The 17,931-nt window shown below is 71.5% G+C and carries 16 protein-coding genes, 1 tRNA gene and 1 pseudogene; 8 read left to right on the plus strand and 10 right to left on the minus strand.

The annotated features are described in order from the left end of the window. Positions 1-378 (plus strand): annotated as a pseudogene (locus ACXJKB_RS21105) (SAF domain-containing protein); the annotation flags it as partial. A 57-nt stretch (positions 379-435) separates the two neighbouring features. Further along, positions 436-786, plus strand: coding sequence for an MscL family protein (locus tag ACXJKB_RS21110; RefSeq protein WP_457191914.1), 351 nt, complete (start codon positions 436-438; stop codon positions 784-786). A 234-nt stretch (positions 787-1,020) separates the two neighbouring features. Here ACXJKB_RS21110 and ACXJKB_RS21115 read toward each other — a convergent pair whose 3' ends face one another. Then, positions 1,021-1,236 (minus strand): hypothetical protein, encoded by a 216-nt coding sequence (locus tag ACXJKB_RS21115; RefSeq protein WP_457191916.1) that lies wholly within the window; start codon positions 1,234-1,236, stop codon positions 1,021-1,023. An 8-nt stretch (positions 1,237-1,244) separates the two neighbouring features. Next, on the minus strand, positions 1,245-2,423 hold the full coding sequence (locus ACXJKB_RS21120) for an LCP family glycopolymer transferase (RefSeq protein WP_457191918.1): 1,179 nt from the start codon (positions 2,421-2,423) through the stop codon (positions 1,245-1,247). 261 nt (positions 2,424-2,684) lie between these two features. Here ACXJKB_RS21120 and ACXJKB_RS21125 point away from each other — a divergent pair. Then, positions 2,685-2,760, plus strand: a tRNA-Arg gene (locus ACXJKB_RS21125). Positions 2,761-2,786: 26 nt separating this feature from the next. On the opposite strand, the gene ACXJKB_RS21130 is transcribed toward ACXJKB_RS21125, so the two are convergent. Next, positions 2,787-3,677: a CHAD domain-containing protein gene (locus ACXJKB_RS21130; RefSeq protein ID WP_457191920.1), complete on the minus strand. Its 891-nt coding sequence runs from the start codon at positions 3,675-3,677 to the stop codon at positions 2,787-2,789. Between the two features lie 22 nt (positions 3,678-3,699). Then, positions 3,700-4,890 carry a saccharopine dehydrogenase family protein gene (locus ACXJKB_RS21135; protein ID WP_457191922.1) on the minus strand — a complete coding sequence of 397 codons (1,191 nt, stop codon included), beginning with the start codon at positions 4,888-4,890 and terminating at the stop codon, positions 3,700-3,702. A gap of 52 nt (positions 4,891-4,942) precedes the next feature. Here ACXJKB_RS21135 and ACXJKB_RS21140 point away from each other — a divergent pair, with 52 nt between their 5' ends. From ACXJKB_RS21140 to ACXJKB_RS21150, 3 genes are read left to right on the plus strand one after another with little or no spacing between them, the layout of a single operon-like run. Then, complete coding sequence (locus tag ACXJKB_RS21140) at positions 4,943-6,820, plus strand: beta-propeller domain-containing protein (RefSeq protein ID WP_457191924.1); 1,878 nt, start codon at positions 4,943-4,945, stop codon at positions 6,818-6,820. 31 nt (positions 6,821-6,851) lie between these two features. Beyond that, positions 6,852-7,118 (plus strand): DUF2277 domain-containing protein, encoded by a 267-nt coding sequence (locus ACXJKB_RS21145; protein ID WP_457191926.1) that lies wholly within the window; start codon positions 6,852-6,854, stop codon positions 7,116-7,118. Then, complete coding sequence (locus ACXJKB_RS21150; protein ID WP_457191928.1) at positions 7,115-7,939, plus strand: Sir2 family NAD-dependent protein deacetylase; 825 nt, start codon at positions 7,115-7,117, stop codon at positions 7,937-7,939. The genes ACXJKB_RS21145 and ACXJKB_RS21150 overlap by 4 nt, the downstream gene beginning before the upstream one ends. On the opposite strand, the gene ACXJKB_RS21155 is transcribed toward ACXJKB_RS21150, so the two are convergent. Then, complete coding sequence (locus ACXJKB_RS21155) at positions 7,936-8,616, minus strand: metal-dependent transcriptional regulator (RefSeq protein WP_457191930.1); 681 nt, start codon at positions 8,614-8,616, stop codon at positions 7,936-7,938. The genes ACXJKB_RS21150 and ACXJKB_RS21155 overlap by 4 nt on opposite strands. A 62-nt stretch (positions 8,617-8,678) precedes the next feature. Between ACXJKB_RS21155 and ACXJKB_RS21160 the strand changes: the two genes are divergently transcribed. Both ACXJKB_RS21160 and ACXJKB_RS21165 read left to right on the plus strand, forming a co-directional pair. Continuing rightward, complete coding sequence (locus ACXJKB_RS21160) at positions 8,679-9,470, plus strand: hypothetical protein (protein ID WP_457191932.1); 792 nt, start codon at positions 8,679-8,681, stop codon at positions 9,468-9,470. Positions 9,471-9,503: 33 nt separating this feature from the next. Continuing rightward, the gene (locus ACXJKB_RS21165; protein WP_457191934.1) at positions 9,504-11,108 is read left to right on the plus strand and encodes a glycoside hydrolase family 13 protein; all 1,605 of its coding nucleotides are present in this window, start codon (positions 9,504-9,506) and stop codon (positions 11,106-11,108) included. A 107-nt stretch (positions 11,109-11,215) separates the two neighbouring features. On the opposite strand, the gene ACXJKB_RS21170 is transcribed toward ACXJKB_RS21165, so the two are convergent. The 5 genes from ACXJKB_RS21170 to ACXJKB_RS21190 all read right to left on the minus strand — a co-directional run bounded on the left by ACXJKB_RS21170 (position 11,216) and on the right by ACXJKB_RS21190 (position 17,929). Further along, positions 11,216-11,662 carry a MarR family winged helix-turn-helix transcriptional regulator gene (locus tag ACXJKB_RS21170; protein WP_457191936.1) on the minus strand — a complete coding sequence of 149 codons (447 nt, stop codon included), beginning with the start codon at positions 11,660-11,662 and terminating at the stop codon, positions 11,216-11,218. A gap of 8 nt (positions 11,663-11,670) precedes the next feature. Further along, a complete protein-coding gene (locus tag ACXJKB_RS21175) occupies positions 11,671-13,239 on the minus strand; it encodes an MDR family MFS transporter (protein ID WP_457191938.1) in 1,569 nt (522 codons plus the stop codon). Between the two features lie 378 nt (positions 13,240-13,617). Continuing rightward, positions 13,618-15,612, minus strand: coding sequence for an ABC transporter ATP-binding protein (locus tag ACXJKB_RS21180; RefSeq protein ID WP_457191940.1), 1,995 nt, complete (start codon positions 15,610-15,612; stop codon positions 13,618-13,620). Next, positions 15,609-17,342 (minus strand): ABC transporter ATP-binding protein, encoded by a 1,734-nt coding sequence (locus ACXJKB_RS21185; RefSeq protein WP_457191941.1) that lies wholly within the window; start codon positions 17,340-17,342, stop codon positions 15,609-15,611. The genes ACXJKB_RS21180 and ACXJKB_RS21185 overlap by 4 nt, the downstream gene beginning before the upstream one ends. Further along, the gene (locus ACXJKB_RS21190) at positions 17,342-17,929 is read right to left on the minus strand and encodes a TetR/AcrR family transcriptional regulator (protein WP_457191942.1); all 588 of its coding nucleotides are present in this window, start codon (positions 17,927-17,929) and stop codon (positions 17,342-17,344) included. Before ACXJKB_RS21190 ends, ACXJKB_RS21185 begins: the two co-directional genes overlap by 1 nt. Between the last annotated feature and the right edge of the window lie 2 nt (positions 17,930-17,931).

The raw sequence follows: 17,931 nt of genomic DNA on the forward strand, positions 1-17,931 counted from the left end.
TCCGCTCCGGCCGGGCGCGTGCTGGCCGCGGCGATCGGCCGCGGCGAGGTCGTGACCGACGTACGCCTCGTCGGGCCGGGCCTGGCGCTCGCCCAGCCCGGGGAGACGATCGTGCCCGTGCGGCTGCCGGACGCCGGCATGGCCGCGCTGCTGCGTGCCGGCGACGAGGTCGACCTGCTCGCCACCGATCCGGGCACCGGCGAGGCGTCCCTCGTCGCGCGCGACGTCACCGTCCTCGCCACGCCGACGGGCGTGCCGGACGGGCCCGCAGGCGGGTCGGGCGGTGCGCTGGTCGTGGTCGGGGCGAGCGCCGAGGAGGCGGTCACGATCGCTGGCGCGTCGCTGACGAAGTACCTCACGGTGTCGTGGAGCCGATAGCGTGACGTTCGTTCACGTCCTCGGCCCTCTCGGGCCCCCACCAGAGGGAGATCCAGCATGAGCGGCTTCAAGGCCTTCGTCCTCAAGGGCAACCTGATCGAGATCGCCACCGGCCTCATCATGGCGCTCGCCTTCGCAGCGGTCGTCACCACCTTCACCGCGTGGCTCACCGGCCTGCTGCCCAGCTCGGATGACTTCTTCACCGACGAGGTGGGCAGCTTCGGTGCCTTCCTCAACGCCCTGATCGCGTTCCTCATCATGGGCGCGGTCGTCTACTTCTTCATCGTGGTGCCCTACACCAAGGCCCGCGAGCGCTTCTTCCCCACCGAGGAAGCCGGTGCGGCGCCCGACGTCGCCCTCCTCGAGGAGATCCGCGACCTGCTCCGCGCCCGCGGCGGGGCCGTCTGACCCTCGTCCGCCAGGACCTCGTACGGCCCGTCCCCGAGCGGGGGCGGGCCGTTCGTCGTCCCGCCGCGGTGCGCGTCCCGCCGGGCGGTGGCTGACCCACATTCCGAGGCGTACGACGGTGGCTGGGCCACCGCCGCCCGGCGCGTCGGGCCGGGACACGCCACCGAGCGGTGACTGAACGACACTCCAAGGCGTACGAACGTGGCTGAGCCACCGCTCGAGGCGGAGGATGGATCAGCCGTGGTGGGGCGGCACCTGGTCGCGGTACCAGTCGTCGCCCTTGCCGGAGCGGTCCTCGCCCGGGTCGCGGTCGTCGCTCGTCTGGTCGGGACCGCTGTCGCCGAAGACCGCCGCCAGCCGGCGGCGGCGCTTCCACTCGGGCTCGCGCTCGGCGGGCTCGGCAGGCGCCTCAGCCTCGGCGTCCGGATCGGCAGGGGTGTCAGGATCCACGGGAGCGGTCAGGCGCAGATGCCCGGGATGGGGTCGGGGTCGGTGGTCGCGGGCGCATCGGGAGAAGCGGTCTCGCTGGGCGAGGCCGTCTCCGACGGGGTCTCGGACGGGGTCTCGGACGGGGTCTCCGACGGGGTCTCGCCTCCGGCGCTCGGCGACGGGGTCTCGGAGGATCCGGGCGGCCCCTCGGCGCTCACGGAGTTGCCACCCAGCAGCTTCGGCGGGATGACCTTGTCCTCCTTGATCAGCTTCCAGATCTGCTCGGCCTCAGGCGTCCAGTAGACCTTGCCCCAGAAGTCGGAGTCGCGCGGGTAGTACTCGGTCGGCAGCGTCACGAACTGGACCTTGTCGAGACCGATGTTCTGGAGCTGCATCGCCACCTTGCCCAGGCGGGTGACCGAGGCGAACTCCTCGTCGGTGGTCAGCGACTTGGTCGCAGCGTCGAGGAACTTCACGACCTTGTCGAGCCGGGTCAGCGTGCCGGTCGACTGCACCTCGCGCACGAGCGCTCCGATGAACTCCTGCTGGCGGCGGATGCGCGAGATGTCGTTCTGCTGGAGCTGCTCGCCGACGTAGCGCGCGCGGACGTAGTCGAGGGCCTCGTCGCCGGTGAGGACCGACGGGTCGCCCTTCGGCACGAAGATCTGGTGCTCGCGGTCGACGATGTCCTCCGGGACGCAGACCGGGACGCCGCCGACGGCGTCGACCATGTCGCCGAAGCTGGCGAAGTCGACGACGATGAAGTGGTCGACGAAGACGTCGGTGTTGTACTCGAGCTGGTCGAGGGTGCAGACCGGGCCGCCCACGCCGTAGGCGGCGTTCCACATCACGTCGGTTGCGGCGGCGGAATCGCCGGCGTTGCACTCGGGGCGGTCGATGATCGAGTCGCGCGGGATCGAGACGGCGTACGCTCGGCTGCGGTCCGCGGACAGGTGCACGAGGATGGTGGTGTCGGAGCCGCCGCCGCCCTCCTTGTCGATGTCGCAGCCCTCGCAGTCGCGCGAGTCGGACCCCATCACCAGGATGTTGAGCGGCTCGCCGTTGCCGGTGAAGACCTTCTCGGGCCGCTCGTCGTCGCCGAGCGCGTCGAGCGAGAGCCCCTCGATGTTGCCGTTGAGGTGGCGGATGAAGTAGACGGTGCCGAGCCCGGTGATGAGTGCGAGCACGAGCGCGCTGATCAGGACCACGCGGCCGACGGTGTGCTTGCGGGCCACTTTCCCCCGGCGTTTTGGTGCGCCGTCGGACGGCTCAGGGCGCGGCTCGTCCGACACGGGCTCACCTTCGTTGGGGTGGGGAGGGGCTGACCGGACTGAACCTACTTCACCGCAGCAAGATTTCCGCTCCCGCCGAGCAGCAGCCGTGCCGGGCAGACGCCCTGCTGATGATCGAGGGCGTACGACGTCGTGGCAGGATGCTTCCCGCCGCGCCACCTCGGGTGCCGCGGTGCCGCCCCAGTAGCTCAGTGGATAGAGCAGCCGCCTCCTAAGCGAAAGGTCGCAAGTTCGACTCTTGCCTGGGGCACCAGAACCACGTGTATCGCCCGCCCTGTACTAGTGCTTCCGGATCCTGTGGTCCTCCACGTGGGTCCACGCGTGCTCGAAGTCCACGGTCGCCGCTGCGGCGCGGGCCTCCTCGATCGCGTGCAGGCGGCCGAGGGTGAACCCGTTCATCCCGTCGAGGTGCATGCGTGCGCCCTGCTCGCGCAGGAACTTCCGCGACATCACCGTGTCCTGGTGCTGCCCCAGCGCCTGCTGCACCTCCTCGGCAGCGGAGGCCAGCCCCTCCGCCGGCTCTCCCAGGGCCGGGACCGCCAGCTCGGCGGCGTAGCGCAGCCGCTTCGCCTTCTTGCGCGCGTTGTGGAGCGCCGCGTCGTGCGCCTCGCCGGCCTCGGCCCGCCGAGCGGCCCGGACCGCGCGCCGCAGGCGCCTGGCGTCGCGACGGAGCAGGCGGGGGATCACGTCGCCCGCCGGCCTGGCGGCCTCCTCCGTCATCGGGAGGTCGCGCACGAGATCGTCGAGGTCGCCCAGCAGGCGGTCGTAGCGGGAGTCCCCCAACGCCTCGAGCGCTCGCTCGCGCCCACGCTGCTCGGCAGCGCTCAGCTCGTCGTCGATCAGGACGTCCACCGGCCCCATCACGAGCTCCGGAGGCTGGGTCGAGACGAGGAGTCGCAGCCGCTCCCGAAGCACCTGGGCGTCGCGGGCGCCGCTCAACGCGCGCCCGAGCCAGCGCAGCTCGTCACTGAGGGCAGCGGTGCTCTCCTCGAACAGCGGCTGACACGTGCGGAGCGCCGTTCGGAGCCGTCGTGAGGCGATGCGCATCTTGTGGACGGCACTCGTCTCGCCCGAACGGACCCGGGCCTCCCCCTCGTGCAGCCGGGCGACGTTCTCGGCCAGGTGGGCGAGCACGACGTCAGCAGCCGTCCCGTGCCCCTGGCCCGTCATCACCCCATCATCCGGCAGGGGGTCAGCCGGCGAGCGTCTCGAAGCGGATCCCTGCCTTCTGCAACCGGTCGAGCAACGCATCGCCCATGGCCTGGGCCGGCGTGACCTGCCCGGCCGTCCCGGGGTTGTCGTCGAGGGCGAGGCACAGCGCGGCCTCGGCCAGCATCTTGGCGGTCTCGGTGTAGCCCGGGTCGCCGCCGGAGACGCGGGTGCGGACCGTCTGCTCTCCGGCCTCGCCGAGGAAGTCGACGGTGAACCACGACTTCGCGCGCTTGGCGTCGTCGGGCCCGGAGCCCTGCGGCACCTTGGACTTGATGAGCTCGCGCAGCGGCTTCACCTGGGCGGCGAGGGTCAGCGCGCCGACACCCACGGCACCGCCGGCGGCGTATCGCAGGGTCTTGGTGCCGACCCAGTGGGAGTAGCGGAACTTCGGACCGTACGACGCCAGCGCGGCGCCGGTGCGCGCGACGATGATCGGGTCGATCGTCGGCAGCGGGAGCAGCCAGTAGCCGAGCACCGGGTCGCGGTGGGGCTTGCCGCGCACCGCCCGCGACGACCGTCCCTCGGGTCGTGCCTCGGCGCGCCGGCGGGCGGCGTACGTCGCGCGCATCTGCTTGGCCCGGGCGAACTGCTCCATCGCCGAGTGGAAGGTACCGCCCGAGAAGGCGCCGCCGGAGCGGACGACGCCGCGCACCGTGATCGGCTCGTCGTCCGGCAGCTGCTGCACGGTGTAGTAGGCGCCCAGGTCGTGCGGGATGGAGTCGAAGCCGCAGGCATGGACGAGGCGGGCGCCGGTGCGCACCGCGGTCTGGTGGTGCTCGAGGAACATCCGGTCCACGAACTCCGGCTCGCCGGTGAGGTCGAGGTAGTCCGTGCCGGCCTCGGCACAGGCGGCGACCAGGGGGGCGCCGTGCTCGAGGTAGGGCCCGATCGTGGTGGCGACCACGCGGGCGCGGCGGGCGATGTCGGACAGGGCCGCGGCGTCGGTCGAGTCGGCGACCAGCACCTCGACGTCGTCCGCCCCGGCCTCGGCGAGCCGTCGGCGTACGGCCTCGAGCTTGTCGGCGTTGCGACCGGCGATCGCCCAGCGCAGCCCGGCCGGCGCTGCGTCGGCGAGGTAGTCGGCGGTCAGCCCGCCGGTGAACCCGGTGGCACCGAAGAGGACGAGGTCCAGGTCGCGGTCGGGGCGGCTGTCGGCGCGGCGGTCGCTCATCGCGCCATCGTGTCACGCGGAACCGCGCTCACTGGGGTCCCGTCCCACCGCCATGCCCACAGCGCAGCGCGTTCGCAACCTCGTCACCGGTGCCACGGTCGCCACCAGCCTCGCCGCAGCCGTCGGCGTCGGCTACGCGCTGGGCAACGACCCCGATGGCGACGGCCGCCCTCCCGGCTCGCCGCCGATCGTGCTCGCCAACGCCGACCTCACGGTCGCCGCGGGGTGCGACGAGCTCCTCGCCTCGTACGTCGACCGGGCGCTCGAATCGGTCGGTCCCTACGGCTGGGGCGGCGACGTCATGTACGACGTCATGACCAGTGGAGACGCCGCAGGATCCGCGGCGGCGCCCTCCTCGGAGGCCGCCCGGTCGTCGGTCAGCACGTCGCGCAGCACCAGCAACGAGTCCGGCACCAACGTCCAGGAGGCCGGCGTCGACGAGGCCGACGTGGTGAAGGTATCCGGCAGCCTGCTCCTGCGGCTGCGCGACGGCGAGCTGCTGGCGTACGACGTCTCGGGCGACGAGCCGCGCCTGCTGTCCTCGACCCGCCTCGAGGACGCGCGCGGCACCAGCGGGTGGGTCGGCGATCCCGGCGGTGAGATGGTCCTCGTCGACGGGCGCGCGGTGGTCATCGGCACCTCGACGGACGGGATGTCGACGACGATCACGACGGTCGACCTCGCCGACCCCACCTCTCCGACGGTGGTCGACGCGACCACGGTCCGGGGCCGGGCGTCGGCGGTGCGCCTGCACGACGACGTCGTGCGTGTCGTGCTGCAGAACGGCCTGCCCGAGCTCGACTTCTCCGCCCCCGACGGGACCCTGGGCCAGCTCCGGGCGCGGCTGAGCAACCGCGCGCTCGTGCGCGACACCACGCTGGCCGACTGGCTCCCCACGGTCGACGGCGCACCGGTCGTCGACTGCGAGGACGTCGCGATCCCCGACGACGACCTGGCCCTCGGCACCACCACCCTGCTGGCCTTCGACCCGGCCGAGCCGACCGCGCGCACGACCACCGCCGTGGCCACCGACTCCGCCATCTCCTACTTCTCGACCGACCGGTTCTACCTCGCCGCGTCTGCACCCCAGTGGGGCTGGGTCGACTGCATGAACTGCCGCCCGGCCGGCTTCCCCGGCACCGACGGCACGACGCCCCTCTTCGCCTTCGCCCTCGACGGGACCGACGCGACGTACGTCGCCTCGGGCGAGGTGGAGGGCACCATCGCGGACCGCTGGTCGATGGACGCCGTGGGCGGCTCGCTCCGCGTCGCGGTCGGGCCGAGCAGCGAGACCGGCAACTTCAACTCGGTTCTGACGCTCCGCGAGGAGGGCTCAGACCTCGTCGAGGACGGCCGGGTCGACCAGCTCGGCGTCGGCGAGGAGATCAAGTCCGTGCGGTGGTTCGACGACCTCGCCATCGTGGTCACCTTCCGCCAGACCGACCCGCTCTACGCGATCGACCTCAGCGACCCCACCGCGCCGCGGCTGGTGGGCGAGCTGAAGATCCCCGGCTTCTCCGAGTACCTCCATCCGCTCGGCGAGCAGCGGCTCATCGGGATGGGCCAAGATGCCACGCTCGACGGCGTCACCCGCGGCGCGCAGGCGGCGCTCTTCGACGTCACCGACCTCGCCTCCCCGCGCCAGCTCGACGTCGTCCGCTACGACGAGGGCACGCAGGCCGGAGCGGCGACCGACCCGCGCCAGTTCACCTGGCTGCCCGAGCAGCGCACGGTCCTCACCGTCGTCAGCCAGGGCTGGACCGGCACCACCGGCTGGGTCTCGGTCCTCTCGCTGGCCGACGGGTCGATGAGCAACCGGATGGTCGAGGTGGAGCACGGCACCGACGTCGCCGACGTACGCCTCGTGGCCCTCGCCTCCGGCAAGGTCGCGCTCGTGACGGGCGAGGACGTCACGTTCTTCGCCCTGTGAGCGACGGCCACTGCGTCGTACCCTCGGAGCCATGTGCCGCAACATCCGCCCGCTGAACAACTTCGAGCCGCCCGCGACGCGTGACGAGGTCACCGCGGCCGCCCTGCAGTACGTGCGCAAGGTGGCCGGCACGACGAAGCCGTCGCAGGCCAACGAGGAGGTCTTCTACGCCGCGGTGAAGGAGATCGCCCACATCACCGAGCACCTGCTCGACGACCTCGTCACCGCCGCCCCGCCGAAGAACCGCGAGATCGAGTCGGCCAAGGCCCGCGCCCGCGCCCAGGCGCGCTACGCGTGACCCTCACGGCCCGCCTCTCCGCCGAGGACGAGGCCCTCGACCTGCTCGCCTCGCGGCCGCTGGTCGTGCTCACCGGCGCCGGACTGTCCACCGACTCCGGGATCCCCGACTACCGCGGCCCGGGCGCACCGACGCGTGCACCGATGACCTACCAGGAGTTCATCGCCACCCCCGACGCGCAGCAGCGCTACTGGGCGCGCAGCCACCTCGGGTGGCAGCGGATGGGCCGCGCCGAGACCAACGCCGGACACCAGGCCCTCGCCGCCCTCGACCCCGGGCTGCTCATCACCCAGAACGTCGACGGCCTGCACGAGGCCGCCGGGTCACGGCGCCTCGTCGCCCTCCACGGCCGCGTCGCCGACGTCGTCTGCCTCACGTGTCGTACGACGACCTCCCGTGCCGCGCTCGAGCGCGAGCTCAACGCCCTCAACCCCGGTTGGCTCGAGCGGCACGGCTGGGTGGAGTCGCGTCCCGACGGCGACGTCGACCTCGACGACACCCACGACTTCGTGGTGCCGCGCTGCCCGTGCGGCGGGCCGCTCAAGCCCGACGTGGTCTTCTTCGGTGAGAACGTGCCGGCCGACCGGGTGGCGCGCTGCTACGCCGCCGTCGAGGCGCTCGGCCCGTCGGGGGCGCTGCTCGTCGCCGGGTCGTCGCTGACGGTGATGAGCGGGCTGCGGTTCGTCAAGCGGGCGGCCCGGGGCGGGACGCCGATCGTCATCGTGAACCGCGGGGCGACCCGCGGCGACGAGCTGGCGTCGTACAAGCTCGAGGTGGGGTGCAGCGAGTTCCTCACCGCGCTCGCGGGTCGGGCGACCTAGCGGCGGACGAAGATGTGCTCGGCCGCCTCGACGAGGAGCTCGGCGGTCTCGCCGCCGGACCCGATGAGGATGCCCTCCTCGGTGCGGGCGATCGTCACGGTCTTGCCGGGGAGCGCGCCGACGCGTCGGAGCAGGCCCATCAGCTCCTCGTCCTTCTGCATCTCCTCGGAGATCCGCTTGACGTGGACTCGCTGGTCCGCAGGCCCCGCGGCGCCCGAGAGCGGCTCGACGTTGTCCATGAAGTCCTCGCCGCCGACGTCGCCCAGCTCGTCGAGCCCCGGGATCGGGTTGCCGTAGGGCGACTCGGTCGGGTGGTCGAGCAGCTCGAGGAGCCGGCGCTCGACGGTCTCCGACATCACGTGCTCCCAGCGGCACGCCTCGGCGTGGACGAGCTCCCAGTCGAGGCCGATGACGTCGGTCAGCAGCCGCTCGGCGAGCCGGTGCTTGCGCATCACGCGGGTGGCCAGGAGCTGGCCCTCGTCGGTGAGCTCGAGGTGGCGGTCGCCCTGCACGGTGAGCAGCCCGTCACGCTCCATCCGGGCCACGGTCTGCGACACCGTCGGGCCCGACTGGTGCAGCCGCTCGGCGATGCGGGCACGCAGCGGCACGATGCCCTCCTCCACGAGCTCGTAGATCGTGCGGAGGTACATCTCGGTGGTGTCGATCAGGTCACTCACGGTGGTCATTGTGTCCCATCCGGCAACTGCGAGCCGCATGCACGTCGTGGCACAGTGAACCGGTGACCGAGCTCATCGTGCCCCGACGCTTCTGCGGACCTCCCGACTCCGGCAACGGTGGCTGGACCGCGGGCGCACTGGCCGCCCTCGACGACGCCGACGCGCCGGACGACCACTGCGGCAGCTGGCCCCCGATCGAGGTGTCGCTGCGCCAGCCGCCGCCCCTCGACACCCCGCTCGACGTCACCGCCGAGGCCGGCGTCACGACCGCGTCGTTCGGCGGCGCCCCGATCGCCACGGCGCACCGCGTCGACCGGGTGCTCGCCGAGGTGGRGCCGGTCGACCCGGACGCCGCCGCGGCCGCCTCGTCGTCGTACCCGGGCCACACGTTCCACCCCTTCCCCACCTGCTTCGCGTGCGGCACGGCGCGCGAGGAGGCCGACGGGCTGCGGATCTTCCCCGGCCCGGTCGGCGAGGGCCCCGACGGCCATCGCGTCGCAGCCCCCTGGACGCCGCACCCGAGCCTCCACGAGGACTGGCACACCTACGTCGACGAGCACCCCCGCGCGTCGGTCGCCGTCACCTGGGCGGCGCTCGACTGCATCGGCGGCTGGGCCGGCGACCTGACGGAGCGGCTCATGGTGCTCGGGCGGATGACCGCGCGCATCGACGACCTGCCGGTCATCGGCGAGCCCCACGTCGTGGTCGGCGAGGGCCGCGGCCGGGACGGTCGCAAGACGTTCACCGCCTCGACGCTGTACGACGCCGACGGCCGCGTCGTGGCCAGTGCCGAGCACACCTGGATCGCCGTCGACCCGGCGATGTTCGGCGGACGGGCCTCGTCCTCGGATTGACCGGCCCCGTCGGCCGTTTGAGAGGATGGGACCATGGTTGATTTGAACGATCCAAAGACCTACTGGTGGCGCAACGCGGTGATCTACCAGGTCTACGTCCGGAGCTTCGCCGACAGTGACGGCGACGGCATCGGCGACCTGCCGGGCATCACCTCGCGCCTCCCGCACCTCGCCGACCTCGGCGTCGACGCCCTGTGGATCACGCCGTTCTACACCTCGCCGCAGCACGACCACGGCTACGACGTCGCCGACTACCGCGACGTCGACCCGCTCTTCGGCTCGCTCTCCGACGCCGACGACCTGGTCGCGCGCGCCCACGAGCTCGGCCTGCGCGTCGTGGTCGACCTGGTGCCCAACCACACGTCCGACCAGCACGAGTGGTTCCAGGCGGCCCTCGCCGCCGGTCCCGGCAGCCCCGAGCGCGGCCGCTATCTCTTCCGCGACAGCCCTGAGGGGAAGAAGGACGGCACCCCGCCCAACAACTGGGAGTCGGTCTTCGGCGGCCCGGCCTGGACGCAGGTCGACGACGGCCAGTGGTACCTCCACCTCTTCGACTCCACGCAGCCCGACCTCGACTGGCGCAACCCCGAGGTGCCGGCGATGTTCGAGGACGTCCTGCGCTTCTGGCTCGACCGCGGCGTCGACGGCTTCCGCGTCGACGTGGCGCACGGCCTGTTCAAGGAGGCCAGCCTCCGCGACCAGGTGGTCGCCGAGGGCGGCCGGGCCAGCTCCGGCCAGGTCAACACCGACCACTCGATGGTCTCGCGCGACATCAAGGACGAGCCCATGTGGGACCAGCCGGAGGTCCACGACGTCTACCGCGCCTGGCACCGCGTCCTCGACGAGGCCGGCCCGGACCGGATGGCCGTGGCCGAGGCCTGGACCCAGACGCCCGAGTCGATGGCCGCCTTCGTGCGACCCGACGAGCTCGACCAGGCGTTCAACTTCGCCTGGCTGCTCGCCGACTGGTCGGCCGAGTCCTTCGCGACGGTCATCACCGACACCCTCGCCGCGGTCGAGCCGGTCGGCGCCTCGCCGACCTGGGTGCTCAGCAACCACGACGTCGTACGTCACGTGACCCGCTACGGCGGCGGCGCGAAGGGCCTCGCCCGCGGCCGCGCCGCGACGCTGGCGATGCTCGCACTCCCCGGCTCCAGCTACCTCTACCAGGGCGAGGAGCTCGGCCTCGAGCAGGTCGACGTCGCCCCGGAGGACCGGCAGGACCCGTCGTACCTCCGCACCGGCGAGGTCGGCCGCGACGGCTGCCGCGTCCCGATCCCGTGGGGCGGCGGCGAGGCGCCGTACGCCTTCGGACCCGGCGACGGCCAGCCGTGGATCCCGCAGCCGGCCGGCTGGGCCTCGCTCACCGTCGACGCCCAGACCGGCGCCGAGGGCTCGACGCTCGAGTTCTACCGCGCCGCGCTCGCGACCCGGCGCGAGTTCGCCTGGACCGCCGGCGAGGAGGTCGAGCTGCTCGACCTCGGCACCGACGTGCTGGCGTTCCGGCGCGGTCCTCTCACGGTCGTGCTCAACTGCGGCGGGGCCGACGTCGAGCTCCCCGCGGCCGAGCTGCTGCTGGCCAGCGGCCCGGTCGACGGCGGCAGGCTGCCCGGCGACACCGCCGCCTGGCTGCGCTGACGCAAGCCTGGGAACGACGCCGCCCCCGTCGCTGCGTCATGCGGATCGGCACCCATGGGTGCGGGTCCGCATGACGTCGGCGGCGGAGGCGGTGGTCTGTCGGTCGGTCAGTCGTCGCTGAGGGCGCGGTTGTACGCCGACAGCTGGTCGCTGAACCCGGCGAGCTCCTCGTCGCTCCAGGCAGACAGCCGCTCGTCGAACCTGTTGCTGCGGTTGAGGGTCATCGCCTCCAGTCGCTGGCGACCTTCGTCGCTGGCGTCCAGCAGGATGGCGCGACGGTCCTCGGCGGCCGGCTGGCGCTCGACGAGACCGAGGTCGACCAGCGTCTGCACCTGCCGGCTGACGCCGCCCTTGTCCATGCCGAAGGCGTCGGACAGGTCGGCCGCGCGCAGCGGGCCGTGCTGCGCCAGGTGGGTGAGGATGAAGTACGTCATCGGGTGCAGGTCGGGGTGGACCTCGCGGGCCCGCTCCCCCATGACCCGCTTGACGCGGCGGATCAGCGTCCCGACCTCGGCCTCGATGCGGCGCAGGTCGTCGTACCTCGTGGTGGTCACGGAGGAGATCATGCCTGCGCGGCCTCCGCCACGAGCTCGTCCTCGCGCTTCACCGACGTGCGCAGGGGCACCTCCTTGATGAAGAGGACGGCGATCAGCGCGCCCACCGCGAACGGCAGGGCCACCAGGAAGATGTGACCGGTCGCGTCGCCGAAGGCGCTCTCGAAGATCGCCCGGACCGGCGCCGGCAGGGTGGACACGTCCGGGATGCTGCCGGTGTCGTGGGAGACGGCCGAGGCGTACTCCGGGTGGACCATGAGCAGCTTCGTCAGGCCGGACTGGACCGCGTCGGCGACCTGGTGGGCCAGCACGGCGCCCAGTGCGGCGATGCCGATGGAGCCACCGAGGGAGCGGAAGAACGCGATCACCGAGGAGCCCGCGCCCATGTCGGAGAGGGCGATGGTGTTCTGCACGGCGAGCACGAGGTTCTGCATCGTGGCGCCGAGGCCCAGGCCGAGGACCGCCATGAAGAGGCCGGTGCGCCACAGCGGGGTGGAGGCGTCGATGGTGGCGAGCAGGCCGATGCCGGCGATGACGGCGACCATGCCCCCGACGAGCCAGCGCTTCCACACGCCTGTGGCTGAGATGATCCGGCCGCTCAGGATGCTCGAGACGAGGAGGCCGCCGACCATGCAGATCGACATCAGGCCGGCCTCGGTGGGGCTCATGTCCTTGGCGCGCTGGAAGTAGAGGCTCAGGTAGACCGTCGAGCCGAACATCGCGACGCCGATGAGCACCGAGGCGACGGTGGCGAGGGTGAGGGTGCGGTCCTTGAACAGGCGCAGCGGGATGACCGGGTCCTTGGCGACGTTGGCCTCGACGTGGATGGCCGCACCGACGACGGCGACGGCGCCGACGACGAGCAGCGCGCTGGTCCAGGAGAGCCACTCGAAGTTCTGGCCGCCGAGCGAGACCCAGATCAGCAGGATCGAGACGCCGCCGACGAGCAGGAAGGCGCCGAGGTAGTCGATCGAGACGTCGTCACGCTTCACGACCGGGAGGCGCAGCGTCTTCTGCAGCACGACGAAGGCGAGGGCCGCGACCGGGAGACCGGCGAAGAAGCACCAGCGCCAGCCGACGGTGTCCACGAGGACGCCACCGACGAGCGGTCCGCTGACCGTGGCGAGCGCGAAGACGGCGCCGATGTAGCCGCTGTAGCGACCGCGCTCGCGCGGGGAGACCATCGTGGCGATGACGACCTGGACGAGCGCCGTCAGGCCGCCGACGCCGAGGCCCTGCACGACGCGGGCGCCGATCAGCACCTCCATCGACGGGGCGAAGCCGGCGATGAGCGAGCCGACCGAGAAGATGATCAGGGCCGTCTGCACGAGCAGCTTCTTGTCGAACAGGTCGGCGAACTTGCCCCAGATCGGGGTGGTCGCAGTCATCGCGAGCATGGTGGCGACGACGACCCAGGTGTAGCCGGTCTGGCTGCCCTCGAGGTCGTCGACGATGGTCGGCAGCGCGTTGCTGACGATCGTGCTGGACAGCATCGCTACGAACATCGCGAGGAGGAGGCCGCTGAGGGCCTCGAGCACCTGACGGTGCGTCATCTCGCCGGCCTGCTCGGCGGTCACGGGGGGAGCCTGGGTCACTGCAGTCCTTCGTTCGGTTGTGATCAGCAATAGTTGCTCTCCACAACCATACGCGCGGCGGGTTTGTTCCACCATCCGACGGCGACGAGACCTGGATCACCTCGGGCTCGGGGAGCCGGGAAATGCAGCGACCCGCAGGCCTGCTGCCCCTCTGGGAGGGGCCCCGGGGGATGAACACCGGGAGCCTGCGGGTCGGGTGGCTGCGATGGATTCGCCGGCAGCTGTCGGCGGACCGGGCTGCCTTAGCGGGCAGCCACCTCACTCATCCGAAAAGAACTCATTCTTCGGATCACCTCCCTTCTGTGTGCCCCAACCGTACGTCGGAGCGCGGGGGCGCTCAATGGATTAACCGGGCGGACCTCAGACGACGACGTCCTCGACGGCCGCCTCGAACTGCGAGCGGTAGAGCCGGGCGTAGGCGCCGTCCACCTCGAGCAGCTGCTCGTGCGAGCCCTGCTCGACGATCGAGCCGTCCTCCATGACGAGGATCAGGTCGGCGTCGCGGATCGTGGAGAGACGGTGCGCGATCACGAACGACGTCCGGTCCGAGCGCAGCGCCGCCATCGCCTGCTGGAGCAGCAGCTCGGTGCGGGTGTCGACCGACGAGGTGGCCTCGTCGAGGATCAGCAGCGCCGGGTCGGACAGGAAGGCCCGCGCGATCGTCACCAGCTGCCGCTCGCCCGCCGACAGGTTCGAGCCGTCCTCGTCGATGACGGTGTCGTAGCCGTCGGGCAGCGAGTGGACGAAGCGGTCGACGAAGGTGGCCCTCGCGGCCTCGAGGATCTGCTCCTCGCTGGCGTCGGGGCGGCCGTAGGCGATGTTGTCGCGGATCGTGCCGGCGAAGAGCCAGGTGTCCTGGAGCACCATCCCGATCCGGCCGCGCAGGACGCCGCGCGGGATCGAGGTGATGTCGACGCCGTCGATGAGGATGCGGCCCGACTGGGGGTCGTAGAAGCGCATCACCAGGTTGACCATCGTCGTCTTGCCGGCACCAGTCGGGCCGACGATCGCGACCGTGTGGCCGGGCTCGGCCACGAGCGACAGGTGCTCGATGAGCGGCCGCTCCGGGTCGTAGGAGAACGACACGTCCTCGAAGCGCACCTCGCCCCGCGCGTCCGCGGCCGAGGCCGGACGACCGGTCGCGTCGGCCGACTCCTCGTCGGCGTCGAGCAGCTCGAAGACCCGCTCCGCGGATGCGACGCCCGACTGCAGCAGGTTGAGCATCGATGCCACCTGCGTCAGCGGCTGGGTGAACTGGCGCGAGTACTGGATGAACGCCTGCACGTCACCGAGCGACATCGTCCCGCTGGCGACGCGGAGGCCGCCGAGGACGGCGATGACGACGTAGTTCAGGTTTCCGACGAACATCATGATCGGCATGATCAGGCCGCTGACGAACTGGGCGCCGTACGACGCCTCGTAGAGGTCGTCGTTCTGCTCGGCGAACACCCGCTCGGCCTCGTGCTGACGACCGAAGACCTTGACGATCGCGTGCCCGGAGAAGGTCTCCTCGATGTGGGCGTTGAGCGTGCCGGTGCGCCGCCACTGCTGGATGAACATCCCCTGCGAGCGCTTCATCACCGCACCGGTGATGAACATCGCGATCGGCACCGAGACCAGCGCGACCGCCGCCAGCAGCGGCGAGATCCAGAACATCATCGCCAGCACCGCGAAGACCGTGAGCACCGAGTTGAGCATCTGGCTCATCGTCTGCTGCAGCGTCTGGCTGACGTTGTCGATGTCGTTGGTGACGCGGCTGAGCAGCTCGCCGCGCGGCTGCTTGTCGAAGTAGCCCAGCGGCAGCCGGTGGACCTTGTCCTCGACCTCGGCGCGCATCCGCAGCACGGTGCCCTGCACGACGTCGTTGAGGAGGTAGCCGCCGAGGAACGACAGCAGCGACGCGGCGACGTACACGGCGAGGACGACCAGCAGCACGTCGGCGACGGCCGAGAAGTCGACGCCGTCGGTGAGGTCCATCGAGGCGAGCATGTCGGCCTGGTTGTCCTCGCCCCGGGCGCGCAGCGCCTCGATGGCCTGCTCCTGCGTCGCCCCGGTCGCGAGCACGTCCCTGCCGATCAGCCCCGCGAAGATCAGGTCGGTCGCCCGGCCGAGGATCCACGGGCCGATCGCGGTGGCGATGACGCTGAGCACCGTCAGCACCAGCACGGCGTACGCCTTGTGGCGCTCGGGGTGCAGCCGGGACAGCAGGCGCTTGAGCGAGGGCCAGAACGTGTCCGCCTTCTGCCCGATCATGCCGCCGCCCATCGGGCCGCGGCCGGGACCGCCCGGTCCGGACTGGACGCGCTCGGTCTCCTTCAGCTGCCCGTCCTTGGCGGGCGCTTCCTTCGTGCTCATGCCACCTCCTCGGCGGTCAGCTGGGACTCGACGATCTCCCGGTAGGTCGTGCAGGTCTCGAGCAGCTCGTCATGGGTGCCGCTGCCGACGACGGCGCCGTCCTCCATCACCACGATCCGGTCGGCATGGCGGATGGTCGCGACGCGTTGGGCCACGATCACCACCGTCGACTCCCGCGTCACCGGCCTCAGCGCCGCCCGCAGCCGGGCGTCGGTGGTGAGGTCGAGCGCCGAGAAGGAGTCGTCGAACAGGTAGATCTCCGGGCGGCGGATCACCGCACGCGCGATCGCCATGCGCTGGCGCTGCCCGCCGCTGAGGCTGGTCCCGCCCTGGGCCACCTCGGACTCGAGCCCGTCGGGCATCGCCTCGACGAACTCCTTCGCCTGGGAGATCTCGAGCGCCGCCCACATCTCCTCCTCGGTCGCGTCGGGCTTGCCGTAGCGCAGGTTGTCGGCGATGGTCCCGCGGAAGAGGAAGGCCTTCTGCGGCACCAGGCCGAGCCGGGACCACAGCGTCTCGGGATCGATGTCGCGTACGTCGACCCCGCCGACGCGCACGGCTCCCCCGGTCGCGTCGAAGAGGCGCGGGACGAGGTTGACGAGCGTCGACTTGCCGGCGCCGGTCGACCCGACGATCGCCATCGTCTCCCCGGGCCGGGCCGTCATCGTGACCTCGCGCAGCACCGGCTCGTCGGCGCCTGGGTAGGCGAAGGTGACCGCGTCGAGGTCGAGGGCGAGGCGCTCGGGCAGCTCGGTGACGGCGTCGGCCGGCGGGACCACCGACGAATCGGTGTCGAGCACGTCGGTGATCCGGTCGGCGCACACCGCGGCGCGCGGGACCATCATCAGCATGAACATCGCCATCATCACCGACATGACGATCTGCATCAGGTAGGAGATGTAGGCGGTGAGCGCCCCGACCTCCATGTGGCCGGCCTCGACGCGGTGCCCGCCGAACCACAGCACCCCGACAGTCGCGACGTTGGCCACGACCATCACCGTCGGGAACATCGCGGCCTGCCAGCGGCCGGCGCGGATCGCGACCTCGGTCAGCTGCGCGTTGGCGTCGGCGAACCGGGTGGTCTCGTGCTCCTCGCGGACGAACGCCCGCACGACGCGGACGCCGGTGATCTGCTCGCGCAGCAGCCGGTTGACCTCGTCGATGCGCTCCTGCATCAGCCGGAAGCTCGGCACCATCTGGCGAATGATGAGACCGATGGAGATGCCGAGGACCGGCACCACGGCGAGGACCAGCCAGGACAGGCCGATGTCCTCGCGCGCGGCCATGATGATGCCGCCGACCATCATGATCGGGGCGGCCACCATGAGCGTGCCGCCCATCAGCACGAGCATCTGCACCTGCTGCACGTCGTTGGTCTCGCGGGTGATCAGCGACGGGGCGCCGAAGTGCTGCACCTCGCGGGTCGAGAAGGAGCCGACGCGGCGGAAGATGGCGGCCCGGAGGTCGCGGCCGAAGCCCATCGCGTTGCGGGCGGAGAACCACACCGCGGCGATGGAGCAGACGACCTGCACCAGCGAGACCGCGAGCATCAGCCCGCCGTGGCGCACGATGTAGCCCGTGTCACCGGTGACGACGCCGTTGTCGATGATGTCGGCGTTGAGGCTGGGCAGGGCGAGCGCGGCCATCGTGCCGACGAACTGGAGCGCGACGACGGCGGCCAGCGGGGCGGCGTACGGCCTGAGATAGGTACGGACGAGTCGGAGCAGCATCAGGAGTCCTTGTTCTGCCGGGGCTTGAGCACGCCGTTGAGCACGGTGTCGACGATCTCCTCGGCGGACAGCGGGTTGCCGTCGGAGATGTGGGGATGGGTTCCGGAGAAGGTCAGCAGCCTGACCATGTGCATCAGCTGGCTCGGCGGCACCCGCAGGGAGTCGCGGTGCCGCTCGGCGAGACCCTCGAGGATCACGGCCACCCGCTCGCGCTCGGCCTCCATGTGCCGGTGTGCCTTGGGCGGTCCGACCATGCCCATCCGGCTCATCAGCTGGAACACCCGGGAGAAGCGCCGCTGGAAGAGCTCGACGACCTCCAGCAGCATGGCACCGAGCTCCTGGTCAGGATCGACCTGCTCAAGCTGGGCGATGAACGGGTCGAGGTCGAGCGCGTGCTCGAGGGCCGCCAGGACCAGGTCGTCCTTGGAGTCGAACACCCGGAAGATCGTCCCCTCGGCGATGCCGGCGGCGTCGGCGATCTGCCGGGTGGTCACGGTGCGCCCGTGCTCGAGCAGCAGCGGGACGGTGGCGTCGACGAGGGCTGCGCGGCGGTCGTCGGGCGAGAGGGGCTTGGCACGAGGTGGCACGC

Source organism: Nocardioides sp. P5_E3 (genome assembly GCF_054049275.1).